The sequence below is a fragment of the Enorma phocaeensis genome, assembly GCF_016901575.1.
GTDB classification, from domain to species: domain Bacteria; phylum Actinomycetota; class Coriobacteriia; order Coriobacteriales; family Coriobacteriaceae; genus Limicola; species Limicola phocaeensis_A.
Window position 1 is genome coordinate 237,084 of record NZ_JACJKQ010000002.1, and the last position, 13,735, is coordinate 250,818.

General features: G+C 65.4%; 9 protein-coding genes. 5 read left to right on the top strand and 4 right to left on the bottom strand.

The features are described 5' to 3' along the window. Window positions 1-9 precede the first annotated feature (9 nt). Both H6A15_RS02815 and H6A15_RS02820 read left to right on the top strand, forming a co-directional pair. Entirely contained in the window at window positions 10-924 is a 915-nt protein-coding gene (locus tag H6A15_RS02815) for an ABC transporter ATP-binding protein (RefSeq protein WP_204672175.1), read from the top strand. Next, the gene (locus tag H6A15_RS02820; protein ID WP_204672176.1) at window positions 917-2,182 is read left to right on the top strand and encodes an ABC transporter permease; all 1,266 of its coding nucleotides are present in this window, start codon (window positions 917-919) and stop codon (window positions 2,180-2,182) included. The genes H6A15_RS02815 and H6A15_RS02820 overlap by 8 nt, the downstream gene beginning before the upstream one ends. A gap of 26 nt (window positions 2,183-2,208) precedes the next feature. On the opposite strand, the gene H6A15_RS02825 is transcribed toward H6A15_RS02820, so the two are convergent. Beyond that, a complete protein-coding gene (locus H6A15_RS02825; RefSeq protein WP_204672177.1) occupies window positions 2,209-2,754 on the bottom strand; it encodes a hypothetical protein in 546 nt (181 codons plus the stop codon). 220 nt (window positions 2,755-2,974) lie between these two features. Between H6A15_RS02825 and H6A15_RS02830 the strand changes: the two genes are divergently transcribed. Beyond that, on the top strand, window positions 2,975-3,316 hold the full coding sequence (locus tag H6A15_RS02830) for an arsenate reductase family protein (RefSeq protein ID WP_204672178.1): 342 nt from the start codon (window positions 2,975-2,977) through the stop codon (window positions 3,314-3,316). Window positions 3,317-3,549: 233 nt separating this feature from the next. Then, window positions 3,550-5,007 (top strand): aminoacyl-histidine dipeptidase, encoded by a 1,458-nt coding sequence (locus H6A15_RS02835; protein ID WP_204672179.1) that lies wholly within the window; start codon window positions 3,550-3,552, stop codon window positions 5,005-5,007. A gap of 508 nt (window positions 5,008-5,515) precedes the next feature. Here the strand turns inward: H6A15_RS02835 and H6A15_RS02840 are convergent. Beyond that, window positions 5,516-5,653 (bottom strand): hypothetical protein, encoded by a 138-nt coding sequence (locus H6A15_RS02840; RefSeq protein ID WP_204672180.1) that lies wholly within the window; start codon window positions 5,651-5,653, stop codon window positions 5,516-5,518. Window positions 5,654-5,823: 170 nt separating this feature from the next. Next, complete coding sequence (locus H6A15_RS02845) at window positions 5,824-9,159, bottom strand: vWA domain-containing protein (RefSeq protein ID WP_204672181.1); 3,336 nt, start codon at window positions 9,157-9,159, stop codon at window positions 5,824-5,826. A gap of 245 nt (window positions 9,160-9,404) precedes the next feature. On the opposite strand from H6A15_RS02845, the gene polA reads away from it, so the two are divergent. Beyond that, window positions 9,405-12,197 carry a DNA polymerase I gene (gene polA, locus H6A15_RS02850; protein ID WP_204672182.1) on the top strand — a complete coding sequence of 931 codons (2,793 nt, stop codon included), beginning with the start codon at window positions 9,405-9,407 and terminating at the stop codon, window positions 12,195-12,197. Between the two features lie 111 nt (window positions 12,198-12,308). Here the strand turns inward: polA and H6A15_RS02855 are convergent, their stop codons facing one another. Beyond that, entirely contained in the window at window positions 12,309-13,142 is an 834-nt protein-coding gene (locus H6A15_RS02855) for an HAD family hydrolase (protein ID WP_204672183.1), read from the bottom strand. Between the last annotated feature and the right edge of the window lie 593 nt (window positions 13,143-13,735).

Genomic DNA, 13,735 nt, shown 5'->3' on the forward strand with positions numbered 1-13,735 from the left:
ATGGTGTGTATGGAACTCCAGCTTGACCGTCTGACCAGGAAGTTTGGTCCAAAGATTGCGGTCGACCGCGTAAGCGCCGCGCTCTCTGCGGGGGTGTATGGCCTGCTCGGCGCCAACGGCGCGGGAAAGACCACGCTCATGCGCATGATCTGCGGCGTGCTTCGCCCGACCGGGGGAGAGGTCTCCTACGACGGCGTGCCGATCTCGCATCTGGGCGATGCCTACCGCTCGCTTCTGGGGTACCTTCCCCAGGACTTCGGCTACTATCCCGAGTTCACGGCGCTCGACTTCATGGAATACATGGCGGCGCTCAAGGGCATCGGGAGGCATGACGCGCGCGCCCGCTCGCTCCGCCTGCTCGATCAGGTGGGGCTTGCCGGCGAGGAGCGGCGCCGCATCCGCACGTTCTCGGGCGGCATGCGCCAGCGCCTCGGCATCGCGCAGGCGGTGCTCAACGACCCCGAGGTGCTCGTGCTCGACGAGCCCACGGCGGGACTCGACCCCAAGGAGCGCGTGCGCTTCCGCAACCTCATCGCGAGCCTTGCGCAAGACAAGATCGTGCTGCTTTCGACGCACATCGTTTCAGATGTCGAGTACATCGCCGACAGGATCCTCGTCATGCGCGGCGGCGCGATCGTGCTCTCGGGTTCTCCGGCGCACCTGGTATCCGAGGCGGAGGGCAAGGTGTGGGAGGCGACGCTTCCCGCGCGCGAGGCGGAGCGTCTTGAGGGCAGGCTCACGGCAAGCAACATCCACTATCTGGATGGCGGCGCGGCGTGCGTTCGCTACGTCGCCGACGCCCCCGAGCTCGCCGGGTCTGTCTCGGTGGCGCCCACGCTCGAGGACCTCTACCTGTATGTGTTCCGCGAACCTGGCCCGGCGCTCGCCGCGGGCGTGCATTTCAAGGAGGACCGCCATGGCTAGCCTTGTCGTATTCGAGTTGAAAAAGATGCTCACCAGGCGTGTCGCCGCGGCGGTCAACCTGGGGGTCTTGGTGTTCATGGCTGCGATCATGACGCTCAACGTGGTCCAGACGCAGACGACCGACGCCCAGGGCAACATACTCCCTGGGCCCGACGCCATCGCACAGGTCAAGGAGAACGACGACGCGCATGCGGGCACGCTCGATCCCGGGCGGGTCGCCTCGGACATAGCCTCCTATCAGGAGCGGCTCTTTGAGCGCATCGACCGCGAGGCGGTGGGCGGCATGACCGGCGCCGCGGTGTATGACCTTATGTTCGAGGCCTTTGACACCGAAGAGGTCTATGAGCTCTACAATTCGTATTGGAGCACGCTGCTTGCGCCTTGGCGCATCGCAGGGGAGGAGCCCGCCCAGACCGCTGCGCGGGTGACGCCCGAGATGGCTGCCGACTGGTACGGCGCCGTCGCGCAGATGACGGAGAGCAATCTGGACGACGGACAGGGCGGCACGTGGGCGTACTCGGATGCCGAGCGCTCCTATTGGACCGACATGCAGGCGTCGGTCGAGCGGCCGCTTTCCTACGGCTATGTAGGGGGATGGTCCAATATCATCAGCTGCGTGGCGTTCTTGGTGTTCGCGATCCTGTCGATCTGCGTGACCGTCGCCCCGGTGTTCTCATTCGAGTACCAGTCGGGCGCCGACGCGGTGGTGCTCTCCACCAGATACGGCCGCTCAAAACTCGTGGCGGCAAAGGTGGTGGCGGCGCTGCTCTATGCGACGGCGTACTTCGCCATGGCGGCGGCGATCGTCGTCGGCTTCTCGCTGGTGTTCTTCGGGCCTGACGGCTTCTGGCTTTCGATACAAAACATCTCGCTTTCGTGCCCGTATGCCTTGTCTGCCGGCCAGGCGGCGCTCATCTCGGTCGGACTCATGTACCTTGCTTGCATGGGGTTCACCTGCCTCACGCTCGCGCTCTCTTCACGTACGCGCTCGACGCTCTCGGTCTTCGTGGCAGACGTGGTGCTTGCGTTCTTGACGGGCATGGTGCCCTCTGCGGGCATCGGGGCGCTCGCCCATGTGCTCGCCCTCTTCCCGCTGGGATTCACCAACTTCGACGCGCTGTTTTCTGCGATGAACTCCTATCCCGTGGGGCCGGTCGTGGTGGACCTCGTCGGGATGGTCGTCGCGGCATATATCGTCCTGTCGGTGGCGATGGCGCCCCTTGCCGCCGCCTCGTTCAGGCGGCATCAGGTGCTCTAGGAGGCTCGGCGGCGCGCGAGCGGGGCTTAGTCGAGCGCGATGCCGCCGAGCCATCCCCAGCGTGGCTCCGCCATGACGCCGTAGGCGGAAATCCAGAGTTCGAGCGGGGCGGTGAGCACCTTGCCGTCGTTGCAGTGCATGACAGACCCGTCGCCCGCGTAGAGCCCTACGTGCCCCCAGGATCTGCCGCCGCACCCATAGGGATGGGACGGGGTCGCCACGATCATGCCCACAAGGAGGCCGCGGGTGTCTGCCTCATGGCACCAGCTGTGGTAGAGGCCCGAGGCATCGCCGGTGACGCGGCCGATGCCCAGCCGGGCAAAGACAAGTTCCACCCATGCGGCGCATTGGTCGGGAGCGGTTGGAGGGGTGGCGTGTGCGCTCACCACGAGGTCCCGCTGGCGCCGCGTGCCCTCCATCAGCGGCTGGGGCTCGTGCCCGGGCGGAATCGGGCGCCAGGCGGGCTGCCCGTAGATCGTCATGGGCGCCGCGCCGGCGGCGTCAGCGGGGGCAAGGAGCCCGCGGCGGTCCAGGGAGGCAAGCAGGCGCGCGCGATAATCGTTGGCAGCCACGGCCCACCTCCCTCCTCGGGCGAGGGCGCTGCCTTGAGGCGCGCCCGATGCCGCTCGCTCGATGTACATCTTTGCGGCGCCATGGTACCAGAGGCGCCGCTTCTTTTCTCCCGCGCGGGCGAGATGGCGCCGAAGCCCGGTATCATGCTGTCCAGACAGTTCAGCGCAGGCGGGCTGGGCGACGGTCTTTCCGCCTGCCCACAAGACGATGGGGAGCCGTATGAACATCCAGGTCTTTGGAACCAAGAAGAGTTTCGACACCAAGAAAGCCCAGCGCTACTTCAAGGAGCGCCGCATTCCGTTTCAGTTTGTAGACCTGCGCGAAAAGGGCCTGAGCAAAGGCGAGCTTCAGAGCGTGGCGCGCGCCGTGGGCGGCCTCGACGCCCTGCTGGACGAGAAGGCGAAGGACCAAGACACGCTCGCTCTCGTGCAGCATCTGGTCGAGAGCCAGCGCTTCGAGAAGCTGCTCGAGAACCAGCAGGTGCTGCGCGAGCCTATCGTGCGCAACGGCAGGCAGGCAACGGTCGGCTATGCCCCGGACGTCTGGAAGGGCTGGGAGTAGGCCTTCAGGCACCGTCCGGCTCGGGTGCGACGATTTCGCCACATGTGCAGAATCTGTATAGAATCGGATTAATTCTGCATATCATCTGCCGCATTACGCCGTCCTCGCGCCGTCTGCCGCATCGAGGCTGCGCGGCACAACGCATTCTGCCATCATGGTAGGTTATAGGATGCGCTCGGACGGACGTCCGTGTGTGCGTTTCGTTGTGAGCGGTGCTTCCCAAGGAGGTTTGCATGGAATACAAGATTGTCGGCCATGAGCCCGAGCGGTTCTTCCACTTCTTCGAAGACATCAGCGCCATTCCGCGCGGGTCGGGCAACGAGAAGGGCATCAGCGATTTTCTGGTCGCCTTCGCGCGCGAGCGTGGGCTAGAGGTGTATCAGGACGAGGTGTACAACGTCATCATCAAGAAGCCCGCGAGCGCCGGCGCCGAAGGCAAGGCGCCCGTGATGCTGCAGGGCCATATCGATATGGTGTGCGACAAGCTGGCCGGCGTCGAGCATGACTTCGAGCGCGACGGCATCGACATCGTTGTCGAGGACGGCGTGATCCGCGCGAACGGCACGACGCTCGGCGCCGACAACGGCGTCGCCGTGGCGTTCATGATGACGCTCCTCGATGACGACGTGCTCGAGCATCCCGCCTTGGAATGCGTGTTCACCACTGACGAGGAGACCGGACTCGTGGGCGCCGAGACGCTCGACAAGTCGCAGATCTCCGCCCGCACCATGATCAACCTCGACTCCGAGGAAGAGGGCGTGGCCACGGTGAGCTGCGCCGGCGGCGTCGTCGCCCGTCTTGTCCGCCCCGTGGAGCGCGAGCACGCCGCGGGCTCGACGCTCACCATCGAGATCTCGGGGCTGCTCGGCGGCCATTCCGGCAGCGACATCCATCTGGAGCGCGGCAACGCCAACCTCCTCATGGCGCGCATCGTCTGCCGCCTGCTTGCCAAGACGTCGGGCAGGCTCGTGTCCATCGACGGAGGCACCAAGGACAACGCCATCACGCGCGAGAACACCGCGGTCCTGCTGTATCCCGATTCGGATGCCGCCCGCGACGCCGCGGTCATCGTCGAGGCGGTCGCCGCCGACATCGCCCAGGAGCTCGAGGAGTTCGATCCCAAGTTCTCCTGCGCCTCCACCGTCGCGGATGGCGTCGAGGCCGATGTGCTCTCCGACGCGGATGCCCGTGCCGTCATCGGCGCGATCCGCCTTGCCCCCAACGGCGTGATGCGCCGCAACGTGGCTGCCGACGGCGCCGTCGAGGTATCCTCCAACCTGGGCGTTCTCGTGACCGAGGACGACCGCGTGTGGATGCTCCTCTCGCCGCGCTCCTCCATCACCTCGCTGCAGGAGGATGTCAAGGACCGCATCCAGGTGCTCGCCGACACCTTTGGCTTTGACGCCGCCTTTGAGAACGAGTATCCCGGCTGGAGCTATGCTCCGCACTCCGCGATTCGCGACGTGTTCTGCGAGAGTTATCGCGAGCTGTTCGGCACCGAGCTGCGCATCGAGTCCATCCATGCCGGTCTTGAGTGCGGCCTGTTCGCCGAGGCGCTGCCCGGTCTCGATGCCATCGCCGTGGGCCCGTCGCTCTACGACGTGCACACCCCCGACGAGCATGCCCCCATCGATTCCATCGAGCGCTTCTACCAGCTGCTCGTCGACGTGCTCAAGCGTCTTGCCGCGTAGCCCGTCGCATCGGTCGTGACCTCACGGAGCCCCTCGCAAACCCGCGAGGGGCTCCATGCGTGAAGCCCCATCGTCTCACGCGATGGATAGAATAAGGAAGCTCTTTGGATGCCCGTTTCACATTGCTTGATGTTGGAACGGATGATGCCCTCTCTATCCTCGGAGAGCTTTTCAAGACCTACAGCCCCGTCACCATCACGAGGGTGGACTAAGAAGTTTGGCTTGAGTTTGCGAAACATGGACTGCAGCGCGCCTCCACGCTGTCTTGTGATCGGCTTCTCGCAGGCCGAAGCGACGAATTACCTCGTTAATCTCGTTAAACGCTCCAGCAGACATAGCGACCAACACTCGCTCGTCGTTTTCCATGACGGCAACCGGCTCTCCCGCTGCCAGAACTTGGTAGCGTGCTCAACGGGTCTGCGAACCGCAACGTGAATGTGGACCGGCTCGTCGGATTCGCCCAGCCAGAAGAACAGGGCGTAGCGTCCGAGCGTGAGGATGGTGGGCATCAGGCTGCTCTCCATCCGCTCTCGGGGTCGCTTGCGAACTCGAAGATGAGGGGGGCGTTGTCACGCAGGAACGACTCGAGGCGCGCGAGGTCATCTTCGGCAAAACCGTCGACATCATGCCAGCGATACGCGGGCATGAGGCAACGTGCGCTATCGAACCCCCAGTCGCGCGGGCGCTTGAAGGGCGGCCCAAGGTCGAGGCGTCTTGTGCGCGGCCTTGGGCCGCCCTGTAAACGCGGGGCGGCTGGCAGCTCTTGCGGGCGAGGCTCCCTGCCGGGATCGTCGCGCCGCCTGAGCTGGTCGCCGCCTATTTGCGGCGCAGGTGCAGCACGATGCCCGCGGCGCATGCCGTGACGCCCGCGATTCCGAGCATGGCGGCGAGTGCGGATCCGCTGGAATCGCCCGTGCCGGCGAGCGTCTCGGACGTGCCCGGCGCGTCTTCGTCGTCATGTGCGGAGCTTCCCGTGCCTGTTCCCGTTTCGGTAGACGGGGGTTGATCGCCGGGGTCGCTCCCGGTTCCCTCGTCGGGGTCGAGCGGGGTAGAGGGGTCTGGATCGTCCGGTCCTTCCGGATCCGGGCTTTCAGGTTCCTCCGGGTCGGGCGTCTCGGGCTCCTCTGGGTCTGGCTCCTCCGGGTCGGGGGTCTCCGGGTCCGGGGTTTCCGGGTCTGGGTCATCCGTGCCCGGTTTCTCCGGGTCGGGCGTCTCGGGCGTATCGGGGTCGGGGTCCTCGGTTCCCGGCTCCTCCGGGCCAGGGGTTTCCGGCTCCTCCGGATCGGGGTCTTCTGTGCCTGGCTCGCCGGGTTCGGGCTCCTTCTGCTCCGTCTCAAAGCGATATGACCCGTCGTTGCCGAGTGCGGCTGAGAGCACGAGCCTCCCGTCCGTTCGCGCTCCGGTGAGCGACTGGCTGTACGTCGCCGTGCCCGTCGCATTCGCCGTCTTCGCCGTCTGCACGGTCGCCGTCTCGCTCGAGCTTGCCGGCGTCCCCGCGTCGAGCTCGTAGCTGCCGTCGTCTCCGATATGCCAGGAGGGGTTCTCCTCTTCGGCTACCTGGTAGGGATGCACCGCGCTGTATGCTTCGGCTGAAGCGGTCCCGCTGCCGTCTGCAAAGGTGGCTCGATAGGCGGTCGTCATATAGTAGAGCGTCTCGCCTGCACGCGGCGCGCGCGTGAGCGGCGTGAGGTCGCCCGGATCGGGAAGGGTTCCGGAGGGCGGCTGCGCCCCCGAGGCGACGGTATAGAGCGGCTGGTCCTGTGCGAGCACGTAGGCGCTGTTGCCGCTTGCCGCGGCGCCGGTGACTATGGTCTTGGCCTGCGCGCCGCTGCCGGCGCCTTCGACCAAAAGGGCCGTCGCGGCAAGGCTGCCCGTGGCGTCTTCATACCCGGCAGCTCCCAGCGCCGCCTCGACGTCTCCGCGCGTCGTCGCCTCTCCGCTGCGTACGCGCTCGATCGCGTCATCTAGCTCCTTGCGCGGGGCAACCTCGAAGACGAAGCGCAGCGGGCTCAGGCCCTGCGCGCCATCGATCGACATGCTCGCATCCCCGTTGGCGCGAAGCGTGACATCGGTGCGCAGGGCGGGCACGGCGTCAGAGGGAATCGAGAGGTAGACGGTCTGGTCCCGCGTGTCGAGGTCGGTTTCGACGGCGATATAGAAGTCGTAGAGCGCGACGTCGCCGCCGGTGTAGAAATTGGGCAGGTTGCCGATATAGAGATAGGTCTCGCACACCGCCCTCGCCCCTGCCGCCCGGGCCTGTTCGATGCTCTGCTGGGCCTGGGCGTCGGCGGAGCCCGTCGTGACGGCGTCGATCTCGCGCTGCGAGGCGAAGCGGTAGGGAAGGCCGTTGTCGCCCGCGACCATACGGTGGTCGGCGTCGATGTACCACGAAACGCGGTTCGAGAACGCGCCGCTTGCCGGGTCGTAGGAAACCTGCCCGTCCTCCATGGCATCATAGAACAGCTTGTACGCGTCGTAGCCCAGGTGATAGCGCTCGTTGATGCTCTTGATCAGGTAGTCGAACTCGTGCGTCGCGCCCGAAAGGTCGCCCGGGTCCTTCAGGCTTCTCTCGATTGCCTGTGCGGCGAGCGAGCCGGTGAGCAGGGTGTCGCCATATTGGACGCCCGCTATCGATGCGACCTCCATGCCCGTGCCCACCGCGCTATGCGCCTCTATGCGGGCGCCTCCGGCAAGCGCGTCGTCGGCATCGACGGGAGAGGTATAGCGGACGTCAAACATCTCGTCGAGGGCGGATGCGAACGCCCAGTTCACCGCCGATGCGCTGCGCGATGAATAGTAGCGGTGCACGCAGCTCAAGGTCGCGGGGTCGCCCTCGTCGAGAATGCCTTTGATTGCCGGCAGCTTGACGGGCTCTGCCACGATGCCCGACCCGCCCGACCCAAAGAGCTCAAGCGTCACGGTGGGGTCGTCTTGCCCTGTCGCCCGGGCATAGGCGCGGGCGGCTTGCGCAAGGTTCTCCTTAAGGTCCACAGGGCTCCCCCCGACCGTCGCCGTGAGGTCGCGCGCAGCCTGGCCCTCTGCGGTGTCGAGCAGGTAGGCGACCGCGTCGGTGGTGTCGATGCCGGTCGTATAGATGGTGAGCTGATCCCCGCCCTGCGCGTAGGCATCGTCCACACGCTGCTGCACCAGGCGCATGGTGAGCATGGTGGCAAACATGCTATCGGTTCCATAGCCGGTTTCGTGCGCATTGGGGAGCGGGCCCAGGAAGCCTTCCAGGTTCCCCGTGTAGGCGGGCGGCTTCTCGATGTCGGTGTTTGCCATGGGCGGGTTCTCCACGCCCATGACGATGAGTTCGGGCGAGCGGCCCTGGGCGCCCGCGGCTCCCGCCCGAGAAAGCATGTCTCCGGCGAGGTAGATGCCGCGCTGCAGATACGACCCGCTCTTGAGCCGGGCGTCTGCCGTCGCTGCTGCGCTGCCGTCGGCTACGTTTGCCGTCACGTTGACGGCGTGCTCCGAGGCGTCGTAGCTCAGATAGGTGCCGTCGGCGGCGGGCCGGTAGGTGGCGAGCGGCATGAGGACGGTCGTCTCTGAGGAGTATCCGATAACCGCGACGCGCGTGGGCTTGGCGCCCGCGTCGTTTTCTGCCATGAGGCGCCCGATGGCGCTGTTCAGGGCGGAGACCACATAGTCCGCATAGGGGCGTTCGGCATAGGTCATGCTGCCGAGCACGCCGTTCAGGCTCACGACGAACACCACATCGTGCCCCCCTCCGTCTTGCTGGTGGATGGATGCGGCCTGCGCGATGGCGGAGATGCTCACGAGGAAGTCGTTTTCGGGGTCTTTGAAGGAGCCTGCGGCCATGCCTGCCGCATCAGCGGATGCCTCATCGGAATAGACCGAGCCATCGACCCAGATGCGACCGGCGTTCGCCGTGCTGTAGGATCCATCCTGCTCCCCCGCGCCGAGAAAGTCCCGCCAGGTCGAAGAGGTGTCCGGATCTGCAAGCTTGGTCACGCCCGCTATCGCGGAGCCGCTCTCATCTTGAGAGTCGTCGGCGGCAGGGGCGCCGCTTCGGGTCGTGTTCGATGGGCCTGGCCGTGCCGACGCAGGTGCACCGGCGGCAAGGAAGAGCGTGGCGGCCATGCCGAGGGCAAGGACGATGGCGGCAAGGCGACGGATGGGGCGGGCCATGGGACCTCGATTCTGGGCGGCGAGAGAGAACGGGAGGTATCCTGTTGACGGTGCGTCACCCTACGTAGTTGCAACCCGCTTACCCGTTTCCCATAGACCTATACCGCCTACCCTCCGCGCGGGCTCGGTTAAGTAAAACGCAAGGAAGCGGACGGACCCCCCCGGCATGCCCGTTCCTTGGGGGCAATGCGTATCCGCGCGATGGGGTAGACTGGGTAGAGCACTTCGATAGAGAGAGGAACCTCATGTCCGAGACCCCCGTCAGCACTCTCGAGAACCCTTCCGCGCGCCGCACCTTTGCCGTCGTCGACGGCAATTCGCTCATGCATCGCGCGTTCCATGCCGTTCCGCCCACCATGAACGCTCCGGACGGCCGTCCCACGAATGCCGTGTTCGGCTTCCTCAACATGTTCCTCAAGATGATTGACGCCTTTCATCCGGATGGCGTGGCGGTCGCCTTCGACCGTGGCAAGCCGCGCGTGCGCATGGAGATGCTCCCGCAGTACAAGGCGCAGCGTCCGCCCATGGATCCCGACCTGCGCCAGCAGTTCCCCATGATCAAAGAGCTGCTCGGAGCCATCTCGGTGCCCATTTTGGAAGCCGAGGGATGGGAGGGCGACGACATCCTGGGCACGGTCGCCCGCGCCGGCGAGCAGGCGGGCTGCGACATGTATCTCATCACCGGCGACCGCGACATGTATCAGCTCACGACCGACCACGTGCGCGTCGTGGGCACCAAGAAGGGCCTCTCGGACGTGCAGATCATGACGCCCGAGAGCGTCGAGGACCTCTATCATGGCATCACCCCCGAGCTCGTGCCCGACTTCTATGGGCTGAAGGGCGACTCGTCCGACAACATCCCGGGCGTGCCGGGCATCGGTCCCAAGAAGGCGAGCGCCCTCATTGCGCAGTACGGCTCTCTCGACGAAGTGATCGCGCACGCCGACGAGGTCAAGGGCAAGATGGGCGAGAACCTGCGCGCGCATATCGACGACGCCCTGGTGAGCCGCAGGGTTGCCACCATCCAGACCAATGCCCCGGTCGAGCTCGACTTCGAGGGGACGCATTTTCCCGCGTTCGACGCGCGCGCCGTCTCGGACGCCCTGGGCAAGCTCGGCATCATGGCCATGCAGAACCGCTTCCTCGCACTTATCGACGGCGAGGGCTCGGTGGTCGACGAGCCCTCGACACTCGAGGTTCCCCAGATCCTTCGTGCCGCCGCCGCGACGGGTGAGGGCATGGCCGAGGCGTTGGCGGAGCTTGACCGCGCGCTTTCGCAGGGCGAGTGGCTGGGCGTATGCGTAGACGACGACAAGGAGTCGGGCGCGCTGTTCGGCCTCACGCACACGCTGTGGGCGGCGACGTCCCAGGCGGTCGTCGCGATCGAGGAGCCCGATGGCAGCGGCGCGTGCCCTGTTGCCACGGATGGCTTCGATTGCTCGCGGGGCGTGATCGCGGGGTGCCTGACCCGCTTGCTGCTCGAGGGAAAGGTCGCGTCTCCCGATATCAAGGCGCTGCTTCACGAGCTTTCGCCGGCAGACTCTTCAAAGCCGCAGGCGCTCGACCCGCTGGCGGTGCCTGTGGAGGGGCTGTTCGATACGGTCGTCGCCGCCTACCTGCTCGACTCTGTTCGCTCGAGCTTCGACGACGCATATCTGGCCGACACCTACCTGCACGTCGCGCTCCCCCTTGCCGCCGGAGCTGACGACGCGCCCTCGGGCGCGCCCGCTGCCGCTGCCCTGTCTGCGGTCGTGGCGAGAGGCGTTGTGGAGCCGCTTTCGAATGCGCTCGAGTCCGCTGGCGCCGAGCCTGTGTTCAGCCAGATCGAGATGCCGCTCGTCTCCGTGCTCGCCGCGATGGAGCGCACCGGCATGCTCGTCGACCCCGAGCGTCTCGCCGCTATGTCCGAGAAGCTGTCTGGCGAGATCGACGAGCTCGCGTCTCGCATCCGCGGGCTTGCGGGCGACGACTCCTTCAACATCGCGAGCCCGATGCAGCTCTCGCATATCCTCTTCGATGTCATGGGCTTGCCGACCAAGGGCCTGAAGAAGACCCAGCGCGGCTACTACTCCACCAACGCCCGCGTGCTTGAGGAGCTTGCTCGCGATTACGAGATCGTGCGGCTCATTCTGGAGTATCGCGAGAAGACCAAGATCAAGAGCACCTATCTGGACACCTTGGGCCCTCTTGCCCAGAGCTATGGCGACGGCCGCGTGCACACCACCTACAACCAGACCATCACCGCAACGGGGCGCCTCTCGAGCTCTAATCCCAACCTGCAGAACATCCCCACGCGCTCCGAGCTCGGCCACACGGTCAAGACCGCCTTTTCGGCAGGGGAGGGCGCCGTCTTCGTGGCGGTCGACTACTCGCAAATCGAGCTGAGGCTGCTTGCGCATCTGTCGGGCGACGAGCATCTCATCCGGGCCTTCAACGAAGGGGAGGACTTCCATGCCGAGACCGCGGCGCGCGTGTTCGGCGTGCCGGTCGATCAGGTCACGCGCGAGCTTCGAAGCCGCGCCAAGGCGGTGAACTTCGGGATCGTGTACGGCCAGCAGGCCTACGGCCTCTCGCAGTCGCTCGACATTCCCATGGCCGAGGCGCGCGAGATGATCGACCGCTACTTCGAGGCGTATCCCGGCGTGCGCACCTATCTCGACAACACGGTGGCGGAGGCCAAGCGCAACGGATACGCGGAGACGCTCTTTGGCAGGCGCCGCCCCATTCCCGAGCTCAAGATGCGCAACCCCGCCCAGCGCTCCTTTGGCGAGCGCACCGCCATGAACCATCCCATGCAGGGCACGGCGGCAGACATCATCAAGATCGCCATGGTGCGCGTTGCCAGGCGCCTGCGCGACGAGGGCTTCCGCGCGCGCATGATCTTGCAGGTGCACGACGAGCTTGACTTCGAGTGCCCGGTGGACGAGGTCGACCGCCTGGTCGCCATGGTGCGTGAGACCATGGAGGGCGTGGTCGAGCTCTCGGTGCCGCTCATCGCCGAGGCTTCTTGCGGCGAGACCTGGGCCGACGCGAAGTAGCGACGTCCCTCGGGGCGATGTGGCGCACCTGCCCAAACGATAGGGGCGGGCGCGTCGTGAACTATCGACGCGCCCGCCCCCTGCAATGCTTTGTCTTGCTTGCTGCCTGCCTTAGCGCTCCTTCGCCGCGAGGATGGCGCGGATGAGCGCGGCGACGCCGCGGTCGTTGTTGCTGGGAAGCAGGTATTGCGCATGGGCGCGCATGTGCTCCTCGGCGTTGGCGACCACGAAGCTGTGGCCCGCGGCCTCAAGCATCTCGATATCGTTGTAGGTGTCGCCGATGGCGGCGGTGTCGGCGATGTCGACGCCCAGCTGCTCGCACAGGTGGTGTAGGCCGGAGCCCTTGTTGACGCCCTTGTTCATGAAGTCGAGCCACTCGACGCCGGCGCCCGCCACGCACAGCTTGTCTCCGAAGGCGGGGCCGAAGACCTCCTCGCTCGCCTGCTGGCTGTTGCGGTTCGGGAAATAGATGGTGTACTTGTTGGACTCGACGTCGATGTCGTCGAAGGAGTCAACGTAGTTGATCACCTTGTAGTACACGCTGAGCGCGTCGTGATAGGGGTGTCCGCTGGCGAGGACATAGGCCTCGTCGAAGGCGCACAGCACCGGGATGCCCGAGCCCTCCTCGATCGTGGCGCGGACAAGCTCGTGGTAGACGGCGGGGTCGATGAGGTCTTTGTAGACGTAGTCGCCGCGGTAGACGATCGATGCGCCGTTGTCGGCGCAAAACGCCATGTCATGCCGGTGCTCGGGAAACATCATCTGGAGGGTGGGCGCGGGCCTGCCGCTTGCCGGGCAGAAGATGACGTCGGCGGCGCGCAGCTCGTCGATGAGCTCGGCCATGCCTTCGGGCTGGGATTTGTCATCCGCCAGCAGCGTGTTGTCCATGTCGCACGCGATGAGCCTGATGGAGCCAAGGTTGGGATCCTGGGTGAAGTCCAGCATGAAACCCCTTTCTCGTATTCGAAGATTCGGCGGTATTGTACGGAAAGCGCCGGGTCGTCTGCGGTCGTTTGCCGAATTCAGCAAAGCCAACACAAGAAGCGCTGACACCCTGTATGGGGATGCTGCGCGCGGCGCAGCAAGGCGAGATGCTACAAAATACGTAACAGAGAAGAAATATTGTGAATCTCGCTTGTTCTGCGCGCACTTTAGCGTATGATAGCGACCAACCTGAAACGGCTTCCGTTTATCGACGTTTGGATGCCGTTCGCAGGTTTGGTATTGCACGGACTGACGTTTGTATGGAGAGCAACGTGGGCTTTGAGATGGCTACATACGAGGGCATGGCGACCGTCGCCATCCTTCCCAGCCAGAACGCCCTTGCGGCTGCCATCCGACGCCAGCGTGCTATTTCCCGACGACGATAGCCTGTCGTCTCTGTTCGCGTGAGGGTTTGACCCTCAGCAGAGTTCGTCGATAGGTGCGTCGGGTGTTCCTCCCTTGGGGGCCATGGTTTCACGTGCGTGGTCCGTTTTGGGAATTGTCATAAGGACAACTCGATATTCGCGTATGCGCAGCGCAAGCACTCTTTAGGC